This window comes from Pseudomonas costantinii, assembly GCF_001870435.1.
Lineage (GTDB): Bacteria > Pseudomonadota > Gammaproteobacteria > Pseudomonadales > Pseudomonadaceae > Aquipseudomonas > Aquipseudomonas costantinii.
Map to the genome: position 1 here is coordinate 1 of NZ_MDDR01000015.1, position 19,935 is coordinate 19,935.

The window sequence follows — 19,935 nt, forward strand, 5'->3', positions numbered from 1 at the left end:
AAAATCGTCGATTACACCTACGACCGCCGAGGCAACCTCCTGGGCGTCGAAGACGGCCACTGGGCGCTGGCCTACGAATACGACAGCCAAAACCGCCTCACCGCCGAACACCAAGGTTGGGGCACCCTGCGCTACGGCTATGACGCCTGCGGCCATCTTAAAAACCTACGCCTGCCGGACAACAACCGCCTCACGTTCAATCATGGAAAAGGCGGCCATCTCGCCACCGTCGAACTGAACGGTGACACCCTCACCTCCCATCTATTCAAGGCAGGCCGCGAACGCCAGCGCCAACAAGGCCAATTGGTCAGCCACTACCAGTACGACGAACAAAACCGCTTGCACGCCCATGTCGTCAGCCAACAAAAACATGACCTCTACCAACGCCAATACGACTACGACAAAACCGGCAACCTCAGCCGAATCCTCGACACCCGCAAAGGCGAACACCACTACCAGTACGACCCCCTCGCCCGCCTGACCCGCGTCGATCACTCGCAAGACGTGCAAGAACGCTTCGGCCACGACCCCGCTGGCAACCTGTTGATGCAAGACCGCCCTGGCCCGGACATCGTCGCGGGTAACCGCCTGATGATCCAGGGCGATCACCATTACGACTATGACGCCTTCGGCAATCTGATTCGTGAACGGCGTGGCAAAGGCCATCAACTCGTCACCGAATACCGCTACGACTGCCAACACCGGCTGATCGGCATTACCCAACCCAACGGCCAAACCGCCAGCTATCGCTACGACCCATTTGGTCGGCGCATCAGCAAAACCGTCGACAGCAAAACCACGGAGTTTTTCTGGCAAGGCGACAAGCTGATTGCCGAGCACCACGCCGATCGCCACCGCAGCTACCTCTACGAGCCGGACAGCTTCCGCCCGTTAGCTCTGCTGGAAGGTTTTGGTCCAAAAGACACCCAGCCCTTCCACTATCAACTCGACCACCTCGGCACCCCACAAGAGCTGACCGACCGAGACGGCGAAATCGTCTGGTCCGCGCACTACCGCGCCTACGGTGAAATTGCTCGCCTAGACATCAATAAAATCGACAACCCGCTGCGTTTCCAGGGCCAATACTTCGACCCCGAAAGCGGTCTGCACTACAACCGCCATCGCTACTACAATCCGGATATTGGTCGTTACCTGACGCCTGATCCGGTGAAACTGGCGGGTGGGATCAACGCATACCAGTACGTTCCAAACCCTACGGGATGGGTAGACCCCCTAGGATTGAGCGCGTGTCCGGGTAGCGAAGGATGCAAGTCATCACTCGGAATTGATGATCCAGCACGACAACACCGGTTTGAAGAGGGCGCACCGCCTCTACCAGATGCGCACCACCGTTTCCCAAATGACCCGAATGACTTAACAAAAGTCTTAGGTGTAGCCCCTAAAATCTCCAAGACGAAGCACGATACTCAGAGAGTGGAATGGAGGCCAAACAGCGATACTCGAATAAGGTTTGAAAGCCATCCGGGAGACAAAGGCCCCCATGTACCAAGACATCACGGAGAGCATTACCACATAGAACTCAAACCAAATAAGTTGAGTTGGAATCAGGCAGAAAAACAGAAGCTGCTAATGAAGGTAAAACCCGAAAACTATGAGCCCGGTCATGGAACCGGCTTCTTGCCGGGCGAACGACACCCAGGTACCTGACATGACAAAATTCCCCGTTTCTGACGGAACAATTGAAAAAGTAACCTGCTGCCGAAACACATTGTTAATGGAGTTCACAGACTGGCAAGAAAAATCATGGGTGATAACTTTTGAAGGTCTCATCGCATTTCAAGGCATAAGCGCGGTTGGCGCCGAAATATGCGACATGTACGAAGAGGAAAACTCCCCGCTCGCTAAAGAGGCAGAAAGGTTGGAGATAGGCGAAACAGGAACAAGCTATTGCTTCACATCAAGCAACGGTGGAGAGGTTATCTTTGTAGTGGTTGCCGGTAGCTACAGAGCTGAAGAAACGTAAACAAAAAGCGTCCGGAGCCCATCCGGACTCTTTGGACTTCGCATTGCCGTTTCAACAGGCCAGCAAACCTGTGACGAGCAAGTCCGCTCGCCACAGAATTACGAGTGTCTATCAAATCCCCGCCAACGCCAAATCCATTGCAAAGTACGTAAAAATCAAATCCGCCCCAGCACGCTTGATAGACCCCAACGTCTCACGCACCACGCGATCCTCATCAATCGCCCCAGCCTGAGCACCAAACTTGATCATCGCGTACTCACCACTGACCTGGTACGCCGCCACCGGCAAACGCGAGGCTTCGCGGATGTCGCGAATGATGTCGAGGTAAGCACCCGCCGGCTTGACCATCAGCGCGTCCGCGCCTTCCTGTTCGTCCAGCAAGGATTCGCGCACGGCTTCGCGGCGGTTCATTGGGTTCATCTGGTAGCTTTTGCGGTCGCCCTTGAGGGCGCTGCCGCCAGCTTCGCGGAACGGGCCATAGAGGGCCGAGGCGAATTTGGTGGAGTAGGCCATGATCGGGATATGGGTGAAACCGGCGTCATCCAGGGCACGGCGAATCGCCTGGACCTGGCCGTCCATTGCCGCCGACGGCGCGATTACGTCAGCACCGGCGCGGGCTGCGGCCACAGCTTGTTTACCGAGGTTGACCAGAGTGGCGTCGTTGTCGACATGGGCACCGTGCATCACGCCGCAGTGGCCGTGGTCGGTGTATTCGCAGAAGCAGGTGTCGGACATTACGATCATTTCCGGCACAGCGTCCTTGATGATCGAGGACATGCGCGAAACCAGGCCACGTTCTTTCCAGGTATCGCTGCCGCTGGCGTCCAGATGGTGGGACACGCCAAAGGTCATCACCGACTTGATCCCGGCGCGGGCATAACGCTCGATCTCACCGGCCAGTTTCTTCTCTGGGATACGCTGCACCCCCGGCATGCTGGTGATCGGGACGAAGTCGTCGATTTCTTCTTCGACGAAAATCGGCAACACCAGGTCGTTGAGGGTGAATTCGGTTTCCTGGAACAAGCCACGCAGCTCCGGCGAGCGGCGCAGGCGGCGTGGGCGGGTTTGGGGGAACTGGCTGGTCATGGTTTTCCTGACTGGATTCTAAAACAGTAGAGGCGGAAATCTTTGGGGCGAAAGCTTATGCCCACGGCATAAGCAGTACAAACGCCAAGGGGCCAACAGTGTATTGCGAGGCCCGTAACAATTCATTGACCTAGAGCTGTAGACGCCCTTCGATGCACACCGCGACTGCACCGCCGATCCAGATTTCATCACCCTCGCGCTCTACGCGAATACGCCCCGCGCGCCCCATGGCCGTACCTTGGCTGACCATGTAGCGGTCGGGCGCAAAGCCCTCACCCAGCAGCCATTGGGCAACGCCGGCATTCAGGCTGCCGGTGGCCGGATCTTCCGGGGCTCCGTCGCCGGCGATAAAACCGCGCACTTCGAAATGTGTGTCTACATCGTCGCGTGTAGGGTCGCAGGGCGCGATTACGCCCACAGCCAAACCGTGCAGCTGCGAATAGTCCGGCTGCAAGCTCAGCACTTGGTCGCGATCGGCCAGCATCACCGCCAGCCAGCCCGCGCCATTATCGACCCACTGGCTGCGCACAATGGCCCCCGGAGCCAAGCTCAGCGCCAAACGCACGCGCTCCAACAAGGGAGCCTCCACTGAACCCGAACGCAATAACGGCGGAGCAATAAACGCCAACTCATTTCCTTGGCGACGGATACGCACCAAGCCGATTTCGCACTCCTGGATAATCTCCTGGCCTTTCGGGATGCCCCCCGCTTGCAGCCACGCGTGGCAACTGCCCAGCGTCGGGTGCCCGGCAAACGGCAACTCTTCGAGCGTGGTGAAAATTCTTACCCGATAGTCAGCCTGCGGATCGCGCGGCGTCAGCAAAAACGTGGTTTCGCTGAGGTTGGTCCAGTTGGCGAAGTCGGCCATTTGCTGGTCGGTGAGGCTGTCAGCGCCCAGTACTACCGCCAGTGGGTTGCCTTTGAGCGAGACGCTGCTGAATACATCCAGTTGCTTGAAATCGAAAGTCGGCATGCTTTAGCTCGGAATACTCAGGCCACGGATCACCGCCGGACGTGCGACAAAGCCGTCCAGCACGCGCAACACATTAGGGAAATCGGCGATGCCCACCAGGTCGCCGGATTCGTAAAAACCTATCAGGTTGCGAATCCACGGGAAGGTCGCGATGTCGGCGATGCTGTAGTCGTCGCCCATGATCCAGGTACGGCCCAGCAGGCGTTTTTCCAGGACGTCCAGCAAACGCCGGGACTCCGCAGCGTAACGATCACGCGGACGTTTATCTTCGTAGGTCTTACCGGCAAATTTGTTGAAGAACCCCACCTGACCGAACATCGGGCCGATACCGGCCATCTGGAACATCAGCCATTGAATGGTTTCGTAGCGAGTGGCCGGGTCTTCAGAGAGTAATTGGCTGGTTTTTTCCGCCAGGTAAATCAAGATTGCGCCGGACTCGAACAACGCCAACGGCTGACCGCTCGGGCCATTAGGATCGATGATAGCGGGGATCTTGTTGTTGGGGTTCAGGGACAAGAACTCGGGGGACAACTGGTCCTGGGTCTCGAAACTGACCTTGTGTGCTTCATAGGGCAGGCCCAGCTCTTCAAGCATGATCGACACTTTGACGCCATTAGGCGTGGGCAACGAATACAGCTGCAAGCGTTCCGGGTGTTGGGCGGGCCATTTGCTGTTGATCGGGAAAGCGGCGAGTGCGTTCATCGGGAAATCCCTGGACAGAAAGTCCCCATAATAGTCATCTGCCCACCGTCCTGCATGGATCATCATTGCGCAACATAGCCATGCTAGGCTCACGCGCAGGCGAACCAAAGCGCCGGCAGGCACTCTTACGTGCGCCAACACGGTGAAAGAACCCACCTTTTAGCAACGACAGGGAATAACCGCAGGGCGCCGAGCGCGTCACTGGGGCCAGGCTTTTACGCCTTAATCCGAAGCACGAAGACTCGAAACTACAATGACAATCAAGCCTCTGTGCCTTGCGCAACGACTCAAACGCTACACCTACATCCTGCCGTCGCTGCTGTTACTGGGCGGCGCGATCGGTTTGGTCCTCGAATCCCCGCTCAGTAGCGCCGAACCGGTAGACGGTGTGCAAACCCTGGTATTTCTGCGTCACGGCGAAAAACCCGCCGGCGGCCTGGGCCAGCTCAATTGCCAGGGCCTGAACCGCGCGATGAACCTGGCGACGGTGCTGCCGGAAAAATTCGGCAAGGCCAACTACGTGTTTGCCGCCAACCCAACGCGCAACGTTGAAGAAGGTGAGCATGACAATTCTTACAGCTACATTCGGCCGCTGATGACCATCGGCCCCAGCGCCATCAAACTCGGCCTGCCGGTGAACATCAATTTTTCAGCCAACGACACCAATGCCCTCGCCGACGAACTGGTGGAAGACAAGTACCACAACGCGGTCATTTACACCGCCTGGTCCCATGGCTACTTACCGGAGCTGATCAACAAAGTGGCCAGTGAAGCCTCAGGTGAAAAGCACACCCTCACCGAGGACTGGTCCGGCAGCGACTACGACTCGCTGTATGTGCTGACGTTGACCTGGCACAACGGCAAAGCATCGCTGCTGAGTCGCAACTACAAGCAGGGCCTGAACAACGGCCAACAGACTTGCCCGGATGCAACTCAGGTCAGCGCGGATATCTGAAGCCTGAGCGACACAGGCGTATGATGCCCCGCTATTGAACCCTCTGCGGATCTGCACCATGCCCAACCTCATCTCCACCCAGCCCAACCGGGGCTGGTCATTCTGGTGGAAGCCAGCACTGTTCGTGCTGGTTGCCTGCATCGGCCTCTACTACGTGAAGTGGTCGCCCTACTACCTCAAGGCATTTGTCGCCGCTGATAACCACAGCATCGGCGCTTCTATTCTCAACGATCAGCAAAGTTCGCCACTGGCCGCGGCGCTGGCCTATGCCCAAGTGTATTTCCTGGCGATCTGGAAGGCGGCTGTGCTGGCGGTGATTCTGGGTTCGCTGCTGCAAGTGTTGATCCCCCGCGACTGGCTACTGCGCCTGTTTGGCCGTGCCGGGCTGGGTTCGACCGTGCGCGGCGGGCTGTTCGCCTTGCCGGGGATGATGTGCAGTTGCTGCGCAGCACCGGTGGCAGCCGGCATGCGCCGTCAGCAGGTGTCAGTGGGTGCTGCGCTGGCGTTCTGGATTGCCAACCCAGTGTTGAACCCGGCAACGCTGGTGTTCATGGGGTTTGTGCTGGGTTGGGGCTTTACCGCGCTGCGACTGGTCGCGGGGGTTGTGCTGGTGGTGGGCGTGTCGCTGGTGGCGCAGCGAGTTGCCCGCCCTGACCAAGTACCCGAAGCTGCGCTGGACGCGGTGGCCGATGTCAGCCAGACCGAGTCGCAAGCGTTTCTGAGCCGTTGGTTGCGTACCCTTTGGCAGCTGTTCTGGAGCACGATCCCAATCTATATCGTCGCCGTGCTGGCATTGGGCGCGGCGCGGGTGTGGCTGTTCCCCCATGTCGACGGGGCCATGGCCAACAGCTTGGTGTGGCTGGTACCGCTGGCGATCGTCGGAACACTGTTCGTGATTCCTACAGCAGCCGAGATTCCTATCGTACAAACCATGATGACCTTGGGCATGGGCACCGGCCCGGCCGTGGCCTTGCTGATGACCCTGCCCAGCGTGAGCCTGCCGTCACTGCTGATGCTGCGTAAGGATTTCGACGCGCGGGTGCTGGTGACAGTGGCCGGGCTGACGATGCTGGTGGGTGTGGTGTGTGGCTTGATCGGGGCGGTGATTCTTTAGTTTTGGGTAAGGTTGATGCCCCTTTCGCGAGCAAGCCTGCGAAGGGGCTCTTATATCCACCCCATTATTCCCGTCTGGCAGTCCGCTCGCGCAGGTACTCAACCACTGCGCCCTGCTCCCCCGCAAACTCGATCCGTGTGCCTTTGCTTTCACGCTGGAAGGCGTACATCGGGTCGTAATACTCGCGCAGCAACCCTTCAATCCACTCCCGATGCAGGTCCACCGCTGCGCTGCGCGCCTGTTCCGCCAGAGCATCCTGCAAAATTGCCTGCAGCCGCTGGAAGCGCTCGCCGCCCAAACGCTTGTGGATATTGGCCAGGCTCTGGGTCAGGCGCTCGGCGAACAAGCCCTGACCGGTTTCGCCAAATACCGCGATAAACTCGGCGCAGAGGTCGACCACGTAATCACGCAGGATCCGTTCGACCCGGCTTTCAACACTGTCTTGCAGCCACACCATCGGGGACGTCTGCATGCCCTTGTGCAGCGGCAATGGCAGCGCGCAGCTTCCAATCATGCGACTTTCGTCTTCGATGACAAACTGCTCGATACCGCCCGCGCGTTTTTTCAGCAGGTCCACCGCCAGGCGGTTTTCGAAGTCGATGTTGGACGGTTGCGCCGTGGCGCGCTTGCCGAAGCTGGAGCCCCGGTGATTGGCATGGCCTTCAAGGTCCAGGGCGTTGCGCAACTGGCCCAGCACCTCAGTTTTGCCGGTGCCGGTCATGCCTCCAAGCAATACGAAGTCACACTCGACAGTCGCTTGCTCCACGGTGTCCAACAGAAAGGTACGCATGGCCTTGTAGCCACCGCCGACACGGGGATAGTCGATGCCCGCCTCGGTCTTCAACCACTGCTGCACAATCTGCGAACGCAGCCCGCCGCGAAAGCAGTACAGGTAACCGCCAGGATTGGCTTGGGCGAACCGCGCCCACTGCTCGATACGATCTGCCTTGATCGCCCCCGACACCAGTTCATGCCCGAGCACGATGGCGGCTTGCTGACCCTGCTGCTTATAGCAGGTCCCGACCCGCTGGCGTTCGTCGTCGGTCATCAGCGGCAGGTTGATCACCCCGGGAAACGCGCCCTTGGTGAACTCGATCGGTGCACGGGTATCCATCATCGGCCGATCGTTGAGGAAGATGTCGCGGTAGTCGGTGATATCAATTGCCATCAGAACACCTCTACCGCGTAAGTCTGTCGCTCAACCAGTTCGCCGATCGGCTCAAGGCTCAGGCCCAGTTCGGCGGCCACCGTGTGGAATTCGGCGTCGCCGTCCGGGGTGACGGCGATCAGCAGGCCACCGCTGGTCTGCGGGTCACACAGCACGCGTTTGTGCAGTTCCTGCAGGCGCCCGAGCTTGCTCGAATAGCTGTCGAAGTTGCGCAAGGTGCCACCGGGCATGCAGCCCTGGTCCAGGTAGTCCTCGATCCCCGCCAGGCGCGGGACCTTCTGGTATTCGATACGCGCAGTAAGCCCACTGCCGTCAGCCATTTCCACCAGATGGCCCAACAGGCCGAAGCCGGTGACATCCGTCATGGCCGTCACGCCCGGCAATTTGCCGAAACGGCTACCGGGCTTATTGAGCGTGCACATCCAGTCGCGGGCCAGACCGATATCCGCCTCGCGCAATTTGCCCTTTTTTTCGGCAGTGGTGAGGATGCCAATGCCCAGCGGTTTGGTCAGGTACAACTTGCAGCCGGCGGTGGCCGTGTCGTTACGTTTCATATGGCGCTTTTGCACGATGCCGGTCACGGCCAAGCCGAAGATCGGCTCCGGCGCGTCGATGGAGTGCCCGCCCGCCAGCGGGATACCAGCGGCGTCGCACACCGAGCGGCCGCCACGGATGACTTCGCGAGCCACTTCGGGTGCCAGTACATTCACCGGCCAGCCCAGTATGGCGATGGCCATCAACGGATCACCGCCCATGGCATAGATGTCGCTGATCGCGTTGGTGGCGGCAATACGGCCGAAGTCGAACGGATCATCGACAATCGGCATGAAAAAATCGGTGGTGGAGACCACACCACGCTCGTCGTCAATGGCGTACACCGCCGCATCGTCACGCGAGGCGTTGCCCACCCACAGGTTGGGGTCGAGGTTCTGTGCGCCGCTGCCGGCGAGGATCACTTCCAGCACCTGGGGCGAAATCTTGCAGCCGCAACCCGCGCCGTGGCTGTACTGGGTGAGGCGAATCGGCTCGTTCATGGTGGACCTCAAGGTAACAAGTGGGCGGATTCTATCAGACGAAAAAAAGCCGGCTGGGCTCTTTAGAGCGCAGCCGGCCTTTGGGTTTCAGCCGTTATTGCCGGGCAGCGAGCAATCGCTTGTGGCGGTTACGCCGCGCGATATTCAGGCATTCGATCACCGCGGAGAACGCCATGGCCGCGTACACATAGCCTTTTGGCACGTGAGCGCCGAAGCCTTCGGCAATCAACGTCATACCGATCATGATCAAGAAGCCCAGGGCCAACATCACCACAGTCGGGTTGTCGTTGATGAACTTGGCCAGCGGTTCAGCCGCCACCAGCATCACGATCACCGAGGTCACCACGGCAATGATCATGATCGGCAGGTGCTCGGTCATGCCCACGGCAGTGATGATGCTGTCGATGGAGAACACCAGGTCGAGCAACAAGATCTGGCCAATCGCCGCAGCAAAGCCGATAGACACAACAGCACCGGTGCTGGCCTTCTCCTCAGGTTCCGGGTCCATGCTGTGATGGATTTCGGTCGTGGCCTTCCACACCAGGAACAGACCACCGGCGATCAGGATCATGTCTTTCCACGAAAACGCCTGGCCGAATATTTCGAACACCGGCGCCGTCAATTGCACGATAAACGCGATGGTGCTCAACAGGCCCAAGCGCAATACCAACGCCATGCTGATACCGATGCGCCGCGCCTTGGCCCGGTGCTTCTCCGGCAATTTGTTGGTGAGGATCGAGATAAAGATCAGGTTATCAATGCCCAGCACGATTTCCATGACGATCAAAGTGGCCAGTGCGACCCAGGCAGTGGGGCTGGCGGCCAGTTGTAAAAGGTAATCCATAGGTCAGTCCTGACGTGGTGATGCTGGGGGAGTTAGGTTTCTTTGCTATCGGAATCAGAAGCTTTTTCTTCATCTTTTTCTTGTTTGCCAGGCTTTATCAAGCCCTGGGTCGCCTCACTCAGCGCCTGTTCGGCGGCCTTGTGGGTGTCATCAATCGCTTGCTTGGCAGATTCGGTGGCTTTGCCCATCACTTGCTGCGCGCTCTTTTCAACCTGATCACAGCCGCTGACCATCACCAATGAAAGCGCAAGCAACGATGCCGCGCCCAGGGAATTGAGTTTCATGATGTATTCCTCGTTAGAACCATTGGGTCCAAATAGTGGCCCCTCGATAGCGAGGCATTCTATGCAGATGAATACTTCAGAAAAATTCGTATTTTCCTCGCGTATACTTCGATTTTTACGAAGTGTAGGCCATCATGCTGAATTATCGACAACTGCACTACTTCTGGGTGGTGGCCAAGACCGGCAGCATCGTGCGCGCCTGCGAGCAATTGAACCTCACCCCCCAGACTATCAGCGGGCAGATCAGCCTGCTGGAGCAAACCTTCGGTATCGCGTTGTTTCAGCGAGTCGGCCGCCAGTTGGAACTCACCGAAGCCGGGCGACAGGCCCTGCCCTACGCCGAACAGATGTTCCAGACAGGCAATGAACTGGAGGCCATGTTGCGCGCCCAGCCCGATGAGCAGCAGATCCTGTTTCGGGTCGGGGTGGCGGACGTGGTGCCAAAATCCATCGTCTATCGGCTGATTGCTCCGACCATGGAGTTAAGCGAATCAATCCGCATCACTTGCCGTGAGGACAAACTCGAACGCTTATTGGCCGATCTGGCGATCCAACGCCTGGACCTGGTGATCTCCGACAGCCCCATGCCCACACACCTGGACATCAAGGGCTACAGCCAAAAACTGGGGGAATGCGGCATCAGTTTTTTCGCCACCCAGGCATTGGCTGACAGGTACGCTGGCGATTTCCCGCAATGTTTGCAGGGCGCACCGCTATTAATCCCAGGCGCGGAGACCGTGGTGCGTAGCCGTTTGCAGCGTTGGTTCGCCGAGCAGCAGATTCAACCGAAGATCATCGGCGAGTTCGACGACAGCGCCTTAATGCAGGCATTTGGTCAATCCGGCAGCGGGATTTTCATCGCCCCCAGCGTGATCGCCGAGGAAGTGGCGCGCCAGTACGGCGTAGCGCTGATCGGCCAGACCGATGCGGTCACCGAGTCGTTCTACGCGATCTCGGTGGAACGTAAGGTCAAGCACCCCGGCATCGTGGCGATTACCGAAGGTGCAAGGCGCGAGCTGTTTACCGCCCTGCCCTGACCGCTCAGGCGCTGGCGGCGACGGGTTGTTTGGCAGTCATCAGCCACAGAGCCAGCAGGATCGACACCAAAATAAACCCGGAAGCGGCAAAGCCCAGGCTGCCAAGGCCCAGGGTGTCGATCACATGCCCACCGACCATCGCCCCCAGACCAATCCCCAGATTGCCCCCGGCAATATTCAAGGACGCTGCAAACGCTGGCGCATGGGGCGCGGCCTTCATCAGCCGCACATGGCTGACCAGGAACATCGCAGCCTGGGTCACGCCCCATACGGCCATCGCCGCCGCCAGGCCAACCGTGGAGTGAATCGCCGGGACCAATGCCACCATGCCCGCGATCATAAAGCCGCAGAACACCATTGAAGCGATCAACGGGTGGCGATCCACAGCGCGCCCGCCAAGGGAGTTGCCGATCAGGCCGACTGCGCCAAAGCCCATCAGGCACCAGCCCACCAGCGTACCGTCGAACCCGGCCAGGCGCTCAAGGATGTCCGCCAGGTAGGTATAGGCGGTGAACATGCCGCTGAACACCAGGACCGATAACAGGATATGGCCCTGCATCAACGGGTTGCGCAGGATCTTGAACTGCGAGCGCAGCGTCACCTGATCGTTCTTCGGCGCTGTCACCGGCAGGTAGATGAACAGCAGCAAGGCCTTGGCCAACGCCACCACTGCGAGGACGGCAAATGCGGTGCGCCAGCCGAACATGTCAGAAATCAAGGTCCCCACGGGAATGCCGAACACCGTGGCGCAAACGATCCCGAAGCCGATTTTCTCGATAGCGCGCCCGGCGTATTCCGGGCCGACGATGTCCACCGCGGTTTCACTGGCCAAGGCCCAGAACACCGGCAAGCCCAACGCGGGGATCAAGCGAGCCAAGGCCATCACCCAGATATTCGGCGCCAGCGCCGCCACGGTATTGGCCACGGCGAACAGGATCAGGATGGTGATAAACAGGCGCTTACGCGGGAACCGTGCAAAGTACGCCGTCAGGAAAGGACCGAACGCCGCCACGGTAAAGGCGAACAACGTCACCAGCAGCCCAGCCTGAGACACGCTGACATTCAGGTCCCGGGCAATGGACGGCAACAGCCCGACGATAACGAATTCTGTGGTCAGCACGGTAAAGCCGGCGGCCGACAGCAGCAGGATGGGAAACAGCATGAAAACTCCAGAAACGACGACATCAACGACAGCCCGAAGGGCCCGCTGACGGAGAGGAAAGATGAGAGGAGAGAATCTTAACAGAGTATGTCTGGATTTGGCGAAAGCCCACAGTCGCGGGTGACGCAATGACGCACCGCCAGGGACGTCGACAACAGCATGCTAGACTTCGCGACCCGCGTCCTACAGCCCTTTCTGCATGCGCCGCTGTGCCTTCAAAAAATAGAGACAAGTGTTTATGACTGCTGCTCCTTCCCTCCTGCAACGACTGGCGCGTGTCAGCCTGGTTACGCAAATTATCCTCGGCCTGGTTGCCGGCATTCTCTTGGCGCTGCTTGCTCCCGAGGCGGCCAAGGCCAGCGGGTTTATCGGCAAGGTATTTGTCGCCGCACTCAAGGGCGTGGCGCCAATCCTGGTGTTTGTGCTGGTGATGGCGTCGATCGCCAACCATAAACATGGCCAGCAAACCCATATCAAGCCGATCCTGTTCCTGTACCTGCTAGGCACCTTTGCCGCCGCCGTGGTCGCCGTGATTGCCAGCGCGTTATTTCCCTCGACGCTGGTGCTCGCCACCCATGACGCCAGCGTCAGCGCCCCCGGCGGTATCGGCGAGGTCCTGCAAAGCCTGCTGCTCAGCGTGGTGGATAACCCCGTCAGCGCCCTGATGAATGCCAACTTTATCGGCATTCTGGCCTGGGCCATCGGTATGGGCATTGCCATTCGCCATGCCAGCGAAACCACCCGGATGGTGCTCGACGACCTGTCCAACGGCGTGACGCTGATCGTGCGCGTGGTCATCCGCTTTGCGCCCCTGGGCATCTTCGGCCTGGTCGCCTCGACCCTCGCCACCTCCGGCTTTGGTGCACTGCTCGGCTACGCCCACCTGCTGGTGGTGCTGATCGGCTGCATGCTGTTCGTGGCGCTGGTGGTCAACCCGGCCATCGTGTTCTGGACGCTGCGTCGCAACCCCTACCCACTGGTGCTGATGTGCCTGCGCGAAAGCGGCATCACCGCATTTTTCACCCGCAGCTCGGCGGCAAACATCCCGGTGAACCTGGCGTTGAGCAAGCGCCTGGGCCTGCATGAAGACACCTACTCGGTGTCGATCCCGCTGGGCGCCACCATCAATATGGCCGGTGCCGCGATCACCATCACCGTGCTGACCCTGGCGGCCGTGCACACCTTGGGCATCGCCGTGGACCTGCCCACTGCCGTGCTGCTCAGCGTGGTCGCGGCCATCTGCGCGTGCGGTGCTTCAGGAGTGGCCGGTGGTTCACTGCTGTTGATTCCCCTGGCGTGCAGCCTGTTTGGGATTCCCAGCGAGATCGCCATGCAGGTGGTGGCGGTAGGCTTCATCATCGGTGTGCTACAAGATTCGGCCGAAACGGCGCTGAACTCGTCCACCGATGTGCTGTTTACCGCGGCGGCCTGCCTGGGCAAAGAAGAACAGACAGCCTGAACCCTATGCAATAAGCCCGTCTCTCGCGAGCCGGGCTTTCTTAGGTGCCTGAACTTACATTCTCTCAAGTGGCAGCGTTTTGGACCTCAAAGCCATCAAGCGGCGTGCCATATCGCTTGTTGGTTTTGTAGTCATATCGGTACCATTTTTCGGTGACCGGATCCTGTTGAGCGATGACATTCACCTCACCGGTACCACCCTCGGTGCCAGCAACAATGTCCTTTGGTTTGCCCTGATAAACCCGGTCAACACTGCGATTAGTTGAAATGATCTTCCAGGAAAAAGTCCCTTTGCCCAATGCTGAAATGTGCAGAGGCAAGCCTCTGGTCACGATGGCCTTGCCCCCTGCAAATGGGTTGGCGGCGCTGAGCAACCCCCGAGCCAGTCTGCCCGCCTTTCCACCGACCGAACCACCTACTTTCACCACCTTCGAGATTCTATTGAGTGCTCCCACACCGCCCACTACAAAACCGAATATGTCGAACGCCAGGAAAATGAGCCCCTGACCGATCTTCCCCTTTTGGAAACTGTCGATGGCCGACGCAAAAGGTATCAACGCACGGGTCACGGCCTGAATCTGTTCGAACACCGTCACTTCAGTATCGAAGGTTGTGACCCCGCGAGCGGCTTCGATCAAGTTTTCACGTTCACTGCGCGTGAACATTTGATTAGCGACTGTATCCGCAATGTACTGCGTTCTAGGGGAGTTGAACGTTGGTACAGGCGATGAAGAATCACGCTTCGCTCGCCGCTTGGCCTTGTCCTCTGTACCCTCGGCTTGAACTTCAGTAATCATTACGTTGGACTTAGATTCGAATGCCCCTGTTGATAACGGTAAACCCTGCCATGTACCTAACCCCGTTTTCACCCCCTCCGCCAGGTCCTCTTGTAAACGGAGGGTACCCTCTTGGGTACTGACCTCGTAGACTCTCTTCTTGCCCTTGTAGGTCGTTTCTATCAGCACAGATTTGCCATTAGGTTCATCGGCTTCAGAGGTATAAAAATCCAGAGTTTCGCCATGAAGTGTCGTAGTCCGGGTGAACGCTTCCTTGGTGTAGAACTTCAACTCACCGTTTTCCAGCGCCGCCCTATCGTCCGCGGGCAATGTCGATATCAGTTGTCTGACAGAAACGTCCAACGCCCCCTTGAACCCGTCTGCAAAGTCAGTAACGTTTTTCTCAAACAGTTCATTAACCGGAGGCAGTGAACGAAGTGTATGAGATAACGACCCAACATTGATGGAGGGATCATTGGATTCCCATACGGTGTGCTGCTGGGGATTCAGATAGATATCCAGTATCGAATACGGGCCTTTCAAGTCCCGTTCTGCTACCGAAGGCATCAGGAATTTTTTCTCGAGATCGATGTTCCCAAGCGTTTTCGACAAATGCTCTTTCAGCAGGCTGAGCGCCAACTCCTTGCGGCTGGGAACAGAGGCACGCTGCGCCTGTGAGGCGTTCATCAGGGTATCGAAACGTTCATTGGCTAGGACGCCAGCACGTTCAACCTCGTCATCCGTGTAGTTGTTATCCGATCGCTTTGCAATGGCGCCATCCGCCACCGCCCAATGAATCAAGCCCTCCCGCCCTGCCTGCGCCTCAACTTCCTTTTCCGCCGCAGTAATGGGTTTGAGATCCTCGTTCAGCAACTGCTCATAGGTTTTGGCCACGGCCAGGCCCGGTGCGCGCATCTCGGCTTTGGCGACGATGGATTTCAGGCTGACCCAAGCGGGCGAACCGTAGGTCACACTATCCGGTATATCGTTGACCAGCAGCTCTGGGGCGTGGTGCGACAATAGCAGGTAGGCCGCAACCGGCGCGTTATCGCCATACGTCTTGCGCAGATGCTCGGTCAACCCCTTGACGACTGAAGACAGCGGTTTCCCCCAATTTTCGCGCGCCGACAGATCATAGCCGGCCACCTTGTTCTTTTCGTGAGGCTTCAACAGAGCATGATAGTCAAGGCCTATCTGGAGAGCCGAAAGCGCCCAGTCATCGCCGCTGCCCGTCCCTTCAAATTCGTTACGCAGGGCTTCACCCAGGGCTTTTGCAGCAGGGCTGTTCAGGAGATGCAAGGCAGCTTGGCGCGGGTTCTTCAGTTCATCTTCAGTCCATTTCACGGTTTGAGTCAGGTAACCAAAGGCATCCTGGCTCAGTTTCAATTTGTCGAACCCGGGCACTTTTAATGAGTTATAGGCAACGGCGTTGTAGATGTCCTGTTGCATCTGCGCATCAAGAGGGACGGGCCACGATAACCCACCACCGAAATCACCATGACGTTGCCGGGGCTCCACAGAACGGAACAGCTCCCTACACAGGTTATCAAGTTCGTCTTCATTGGCCGGGTGCTCCCAGCCATTGCCGGTCATGAACTGCAACAGGTTTACGGACTTGCCGGCCATTGGCTGATTATTCAGGTGAAAGCCAGAGTCAGGATCCAGCCTGATCTGTTGCGATTGCAGAAAGGACTGCAATCCTGCATCAACATCGTATGAAGGCGGATTCGGCACATTGAGATAGCGGTAAGCATGCAAACTCGCCTGTTCCTTCAGATAATCCGGTGCATCCACCAAAGCGTTGACCAGGGTCTCTCTGAAGATGAGCAAATCTCGCTTGCTGCCAAGCTGAGCTTTTTGAGCCACCAACGCCGCTTCAGATCGCTCGTTACCTACGCCAACCGTCGCAAATGCGTTGCTCCTGCGCACCTCTTGAGAACGTTGTCGGTCTTTGGTCGTGTCGTTATGAATTTCTTCTCCATAGAATTGAGCGACCTGGGTGAGAGGCACGCTGTCGGCGTACAGGGCCGAATGGGTGATTCCGTTGGGCGCGTAGGCACTGGCGGCAGCCAGAATGGGGCCCGCGAAAGTCGCCCAGGCAGAATTGTCCTTCAAGGTGAAACGTGTACGCCCGCGACTGTTGCGTGCACTCAGAGAACCATACTCTGGGAGGAGTTCGATGCTGGAGGGGTCGTACCCTTCCTTCTGGAGCCACGCCAAGAAGTCTCTGTCTTCAAGTGCACTGCGCAACTGTGATCGCCATTGGCCAAACGTTGAGTCGGGCGCAATGTTCGAGATGACAGTCGCTTCACCGGGGAAGCGCTTTTCAAGCGCCTCGCCATACTGAGTCGCCAGCTCACTGTTGCCTTTATCGCGCTCTGACCGCAAAGGCTCAACGTCATTGCTCGGCACTTCGCGCCGAGTTCGAGACATCGCCGTTGTGTTGGGTACACCGGGCATCGAACCGGAATGAAAGCTTCCAGTGCTCATGGGGAAGGAGGATATGTTCACGTTGGTAGGCTCCAAGGCTTTCACAAGTAAGGCTGATCGAAATCCTTTATTGCGTTTCCCCATGCATTCGGTTGCATCGACTTATGTAACAAAGCAAACAGCAGGCATAAAAAAGCCCGGAGGGTCATTCAAGAACCGCCCCGGGCTGGTGGTGCAGGCTTGGGCTTAGAACGCGCCCATGTAATCTCGCTTGCCTACTTCTACACCGTTGTGACGCAGCAAAGCGTAAGCAGTGGTGACGTGGAAGAAAAACTGCGGCAGGCCGTAGGTCAGCAGGTAGGACTGGCCGCTGAAGCGCTTCTCTTTCGGCGTGCCTGGGCGAGTGATGATCTCGATGCCTTCCTTGCCGTCGACTTGCTCAGGCTTGATGGTGTCGACAAACGCCAGGACCTTGGCGATCAGTGCTTGCAGGTCGGCGAAGGTCACTTCGGTATCTTCATATTTCGGTACTTCGATCTCGGCCAGGCGCGCGGAAACGCCTTTGGCGAAGTCGACAGCGATCTGCACCTGGCGCACCAGTTGGAACATATCGGGGAACAGACGCGCTTGCAGCAGTGCATTCGGCTCAATGTTTTTGGCGGTGGCGTGGGCTTCGGCTTTGTTCAGCACATCACTCAGGGCGGTGAGCATTTGCTTGAAGACCGGGATGGAGGCGGCGTACAGGGAAATAGTCATGACAGTCTCGCGGTAATGGCAGGGTTGGAACCAGCCGCGATTATAGACCCGCCAGCGCTGCTAGCAGCTTGTCTTTTATTTTTTCAGGATTAGGCTAGTGGGCTCACTGCATAGGGAAAGCGCGATGACCGCCGAGCACGACACCGACACCCCTGAGCCGCGCCTGAACAGCACGGAAATCCGCATCCTGGGCTGCCTGATCGAAAAACAGGCAACCAACCCGGAAACCTACCCCCTGACCCTCAACGCCCTGGTGCTGGCCTGCAACCAGAAGACCAGCCGCGAACCGGTGACGAACCTTAGCCAAGGCCAGGTCGGCCAGAGCCTGCGTGTGCTGGAAGGCCAAGGCTTTACCCGCCTGGTCATGGGCAGCCGTGCCGATCGCTGGGAACATCGGGTGGACAAGGCACTGGAGCTGGTACCGGCACAAGTCATCCTGATCGGGCTGCTGTTCCTGCGTGGGCCGCAAACCGTCAACGAACTGCTGACCCGCAGCGGGCGCATGCATGATTTTGAAGATGCCGAGCAGGTGGTGCACCAGCTGGAACGCTTGATCGCACGGGGTTTGGCGCTGCTGGTGCCGCGTCAGGCGGGGCAGCGCGAGGACCGTTATACCCATGCGCTGGGAGATCCGGCGGATATCGAGGTGATACTGGCGGCGCGCGGAAATCCGGTGGAACGTGGAACCGGGGTTTCTGTGGATCGTATTGAAGAGCTGGAAGCGCGAATTGCGGCGCTGGAAGAGCGCTTGGCGCAGTTGGAACAGGCCTAACGCGATCTAAATGTGGGAGCGGCGGTGCGACGATTTACTTGCTCGCTCCCACATTGGCCCCTGACAAGACTTCAGCCTCGGGCAAAGGCCACTGCCGCCTCAAACTGCTCCTGCGTCGGCCGCACACCGGTGTAGAGCACAAACTGCTCCAACGCCTGGATCGCGATCACTTCCAATCCGGTAATCACCCGCTTGCCTTTAGCACGTCCACGTACGATCAGCGGCGTTTCGGCGGGGATCGCCACTACATCGAAGACAGTGTCCGCAGCATCGATGGCACCCGCTTCAAACGCCAACTCATTCGCCTGCGCCCCACCGGTCATGCCGATCGGCGTCACGTTGACCAACATCTGCGGGCGCAAGCCACCCAGTTCCGCCTGCCATTCAAACCCCAGGCTCTGCGCCAACGCCCGGCCCGCCGCTTCGTTGCGCGCCACAACCACGCCGTTGGCGTAACCACCGTCGCGCAAGGCACTGGCCACGGCCTTGGCCATACCGCCGCTGCCACGCAGGGCAAATGAATAGTCTTTCGGCACTTCGTGCTTTTTCAGCAGTTGCTCAATGGCAATGTAGTCGGTGTTATAGGCCTTGAGATGACCAGCCGTGTTGACGATGGTATTGAGGGAGGCGATGGCCTTGACCGAGTCGTCCAGCTCATCAACCAGAGCGATGCTGGCCTCCTTGAACGGCATGGACACGCCGCAACCACGAATGCCCAATGCCCGAATACCGCCGATCGCGCCGGGTAAATCCTGGCTGCTGAAAGCTTTATAGTAGAAGTTCAACCCCAACTGTTCGTACAGATGGTTGTGAAACCGCAAGCCAAAATTCCCGGGGCGCGCCGACAATGACATGCACAGTTGGGTGTCCTTGTTGGGGTGCATCTGCATGGGTAACTCCTTGAAGGAAGCAAATCGGTACAGACCTTACACAACCTTTACCTATCGGCCGTGCTGTTTTTCAGAAATACGTTGTCTTAAAAGTATCCCCGCGACAATCCTTGAGTCTATCGATCGCAGACCACAAGCGCAGGGGCTAACCGAGGAATGACCATGATTCGTAAAATCCCCAAAATCGCCTTGCTTATTGGCGCGCTCGCTATGGCAGGCCAAGCCTCCGCCCACGGTGGTGGTTGGGGTGGCCCGGCCGTATTGGGTGCTTTAGTCGGCGCAGCTGTCGTTGGCTCTGTGGTTGCAAGCCAATCGCAGCCGGTTTATGTGCAGCAACCGGTGTATGTCCAACCGCAACCGGTCTATGCCGCGCCTCCACCGGTCTACTACGCACCGCCGCCCCCGGTGTATGTGCAACAACAGGTTTATTACCGCCCGGCGCCGGTCTACTACGGCCCACCGCGCGGTTATTACGGCCCTCCCCACGGCTACTACGGCCGCGGCTGGTAA

At 58.4% G+C, this 19,935-nt stretch carries 19 protein-coding genes; 8 read left to right on the forward strand and 11 right to left on the reverse strand.

Annotation, left to right across the window (positions count from 1 at the left end):
* A partial coding sequence (locus BFL40_RS07985; RefSeq protein WP_256254395.1) for an RHS repeat domain-containing protein occupies window positions 1–1,668 on the forward strand: 1,668 nt, incomplete at its 5' end.
* A 1-nt stretch (window position 1,669) separates the two neighbouring features.
* Complete coding sequence (locus BFL40_RS07990) at window positions 1,670–1,984, forward strand: hypothetical protein (protein WP_071483452.1); 315 nt, start codon at window positions 1,670–1,672, stop codon at window positions 1,982–1,984.
* A gap of 111 nt (window positions 1,985–2,095) precedes the next feature.
* Here the strand turns inward: BFL40_RS07990 and hemB are convergent, their stop codons facing one another.
* The 3 genes from hemB to BFL40_RS08005 form a co-directional block, all read right to left on the reverse strand.
* Entirely contained in the window at window positions 2,096–3,070 is a 975-nt protein-coding gene (gene hemB / locus BFL40_RS07995; protein WP_071483453.1) for a porphobilinogen synthase, read from the reverse strand.
* A 130-nt stretch (window positions 3,071–3,200) separates the two neighbouring features.
* On the reverse strand, window positions 3,201–4,043 hold the full coding sequence (locus BFL40_RS08000; RefSeq protein ID WP_071483454.1) for a PhzF family phenazine biosynthesis protein: 843 nt from the start codon (window positions 4,041–4,043) through the stop codon (window positions 3,201–3,203).
* Between the two features lie 3 nt (window positions 4,044–4,046).
* A complete protein-coding gene (locus BFL40_RS08005) occupies window positions 4,047–4,745 on the reverse strand; it encodes a glutathione S-transferase N-terminal domain-containing protein (RefSeq protein ID WP_071483455.1) in 699 nt (232 codons plus the stop codon).
* Window positions 4,746–4,998: 253 nt separating this feature from the next.
* On the opposite strand from BFL40_RS08005, the gene BFL40_RS08010 reads away from it, so the two are divergent.
* Together BFL40_RS08010 and BFL40_RS08015 are read left to right on the forward strand one after the other, a co-directional pair.
* A complete protein-coding gene (locus BFL40_RS08010) occupies window positions 4,999–5,700 on the forward strand; it encodes a histidine phosphatase family protein (protein WP_071483456.1) in 702 nt (233 codons plus the stop codon).
* A gap of 58 nt (window positions 5,701–5,758) precedes the next feature.
* The gene (locus tag BFL40_RS08015; protein WP_071483457.1) at window positions 5,759–6,814 is read left to right on the forward strand and encodes a permease; all 1,056 of its coding nucleotides are present in this window, start codon (window positions 5,759–5,761) and stop codon (window positions 6,812–6,814) included.
* A gap of 64 nt (window positions 6,815–6,878) precedes the next feature.
* Here the strand turns inward: BFL40_RS08015 and mnmH are convergent, their stop codons facing one another.
* The 4 genes from mnmH to BFL40_RS08035 form a co-directional block, all read right to left on the reverse strand.
* Window positions 6,879–7,982 carry a tRNA 2-selenouridine(34) synthase MnmH gene (gene mnmH / locus BFL40_RS08020; protein ID WP_071483458.1) on the reverse strand — a complete coding sequence of 368 codons (1,104 nt, stop codon included), beginning with the start codon at window positions 7,980–7,982 and terminating at the stop codon, window positions 6,879–6,881.
* Window positions 7,982–9,016 carry a selenide, water dikinase SelD gene (gene selD, locus BFL40_RS08025; protein ID WP_071483459.1) on the reverse strand — a complete coding sequence of 345 codons (1,035 nt, stop codon included), beginning with the start codon at window positions 9,014–9,016 and terminating at the stop codon, window positions 7,982–7,984. The genes mnmH and selD overlap by 1 nt, the downstream gene beginning before the upstream one ends.
* Before the next feature lie 94 nt (window positions 9,017–9,110).
* A complete protein-coding gene (locus BFL40_RS08030) occupies window positions 9,111–9,860 on the reverse strand; it encodes a TerC family protein (RefSeq protein WP_071483460.1) in 750 nt (249 codons plus the stop codon).
* Between the two features lie 32 nt (window positions 9,861–9,892).
* Complete coding sequence (locus tag BFL40_RS08035) at window positions 9,893–10,144, reverse strand: hypothetical protein (protein WP_071483461.1); 252 nt, start codon at window positions 10,142–10,144, stop codon at window positions 9,893–9,895.
* Window positions 10,145–10,278: 134 nt separating this feature from the next.
* On the opposite strand from BFL40_RS08035, the gene nhaR reads away from it, so the two are divergent.
* Window positions 10,279–11,181, forward strand: coding sequence for a transcriptional activator NhaR (gene nhaR / locus BFL40_RS08040; protein ID WP_071483462.1), 903 nt, complete (start codon window positions 10,279–10,281; stop codon window positions 11,179–11,181).
* A 4-nt stretch (window positions 11,182–11,185) separates the two neighbouring features.
* Here the strand turns inward: nhaR and BFL40_RS08045 are convergent, their stop codons facing one another.
* Complete coding sequence (locus BFL40_RS08045) at window positions 11,186–12,343, reverse strand: MFS transporter (protein ID WP_071483463.1); 1,158 nt, start codon at window positions 12,341–12,343, stop codon at window positions 11,186–11,188.
* Window positions 12,344–12,581: 238 nt separating this feature from the next.
* Between BFL40_RS08045 and sstT the strand changes: the two genes are divergently transcribed.
* Window positions 12,582–13,802: a serine/threonine transporter SstT gene (sstT, locus tag BFL40_RS08050; protein WP_071483464.1), complete on the forward strand. Its 1,221-nt coding sequence runs from the start codon at window positions 12,582–12,584 to the stop codon at window positions 13,800–13,802.
* Between the two features lie 64 nt (window positions 13,803–13,866).
* Here the strand turns inward: sstT and BFL40_RS08055 are convergent, their stop codons facing one another.
* Together BFL40_RS08055 and BFL40_RS08065 are read right to left on the reverse strand one after the other, a co-directional pair.
* Entirely contained in the window at window positions 13,867–17,088 is a 3,222-nt protein-coding gene (locus BFL40_RS08055) for a hypothetical protein (protein ID WP_235864755.1), read from the reverse strand.
* 165 nt (window positions 17,089–17,253) lie between these two features.
* Window positions 17,254–17,763: a DUF1993 domain-containing protein gene (locus tag BFL40_RS08065; RefSeq protein ID WP_071483466.1), complete on the reverse strand. Its 510-nt coding sequence runs from the start codon at window positions 17,761–17,763 to the stop codon at window positions 17,254–17,256.
* 124 nt (window positions 17,764–17,887) lie between these two features.
* Between BFL40_RS08065 and BFL40_RS08070 the strand changes: the two genes are divergently transcribed.
* Entirely contained in the window at window positions 17,888–18,535 is a 648-nt protein-coding gene (locus tag BFL40_RS08070) for a YceH family protein (RefSeq protein WP_071483467.1), read from the forward strand.
* 71 nt (window positions 18,536–18,606) lie between these two features.
* Here the strand turns inward: BFL40_RS08070 and BFL40_RS08075 are convergent, their stop codons facing one another.
* Window positions 18,607–19,425, reverse strand: a complete 819-nt coding sequence (locus tag BFL40_RS08075) for a shikimate 5-dehydrogenase (RefSeq protein WP_071483468.1) — start codon at window positions 19,423–19,425, stop codon at window positions 18,607–18,609.
* Window positions 19,426–19,581: 156 nt separating this feature from the next.
* On the opposite strand from BFL40_RS08075, the gene BFL40_RS08080 reads away from it, so the two are divergent.
* Window positions 19,582–19,935 (forward strand): hypothetical protein, encoded by a 354-nt coding sequence (locus tag BFL40_RS08080; protein WP_053255424.1) that lies wholly within the window; start codon window positions 19,582–19,584, stop codon window positions 19,933–19,935.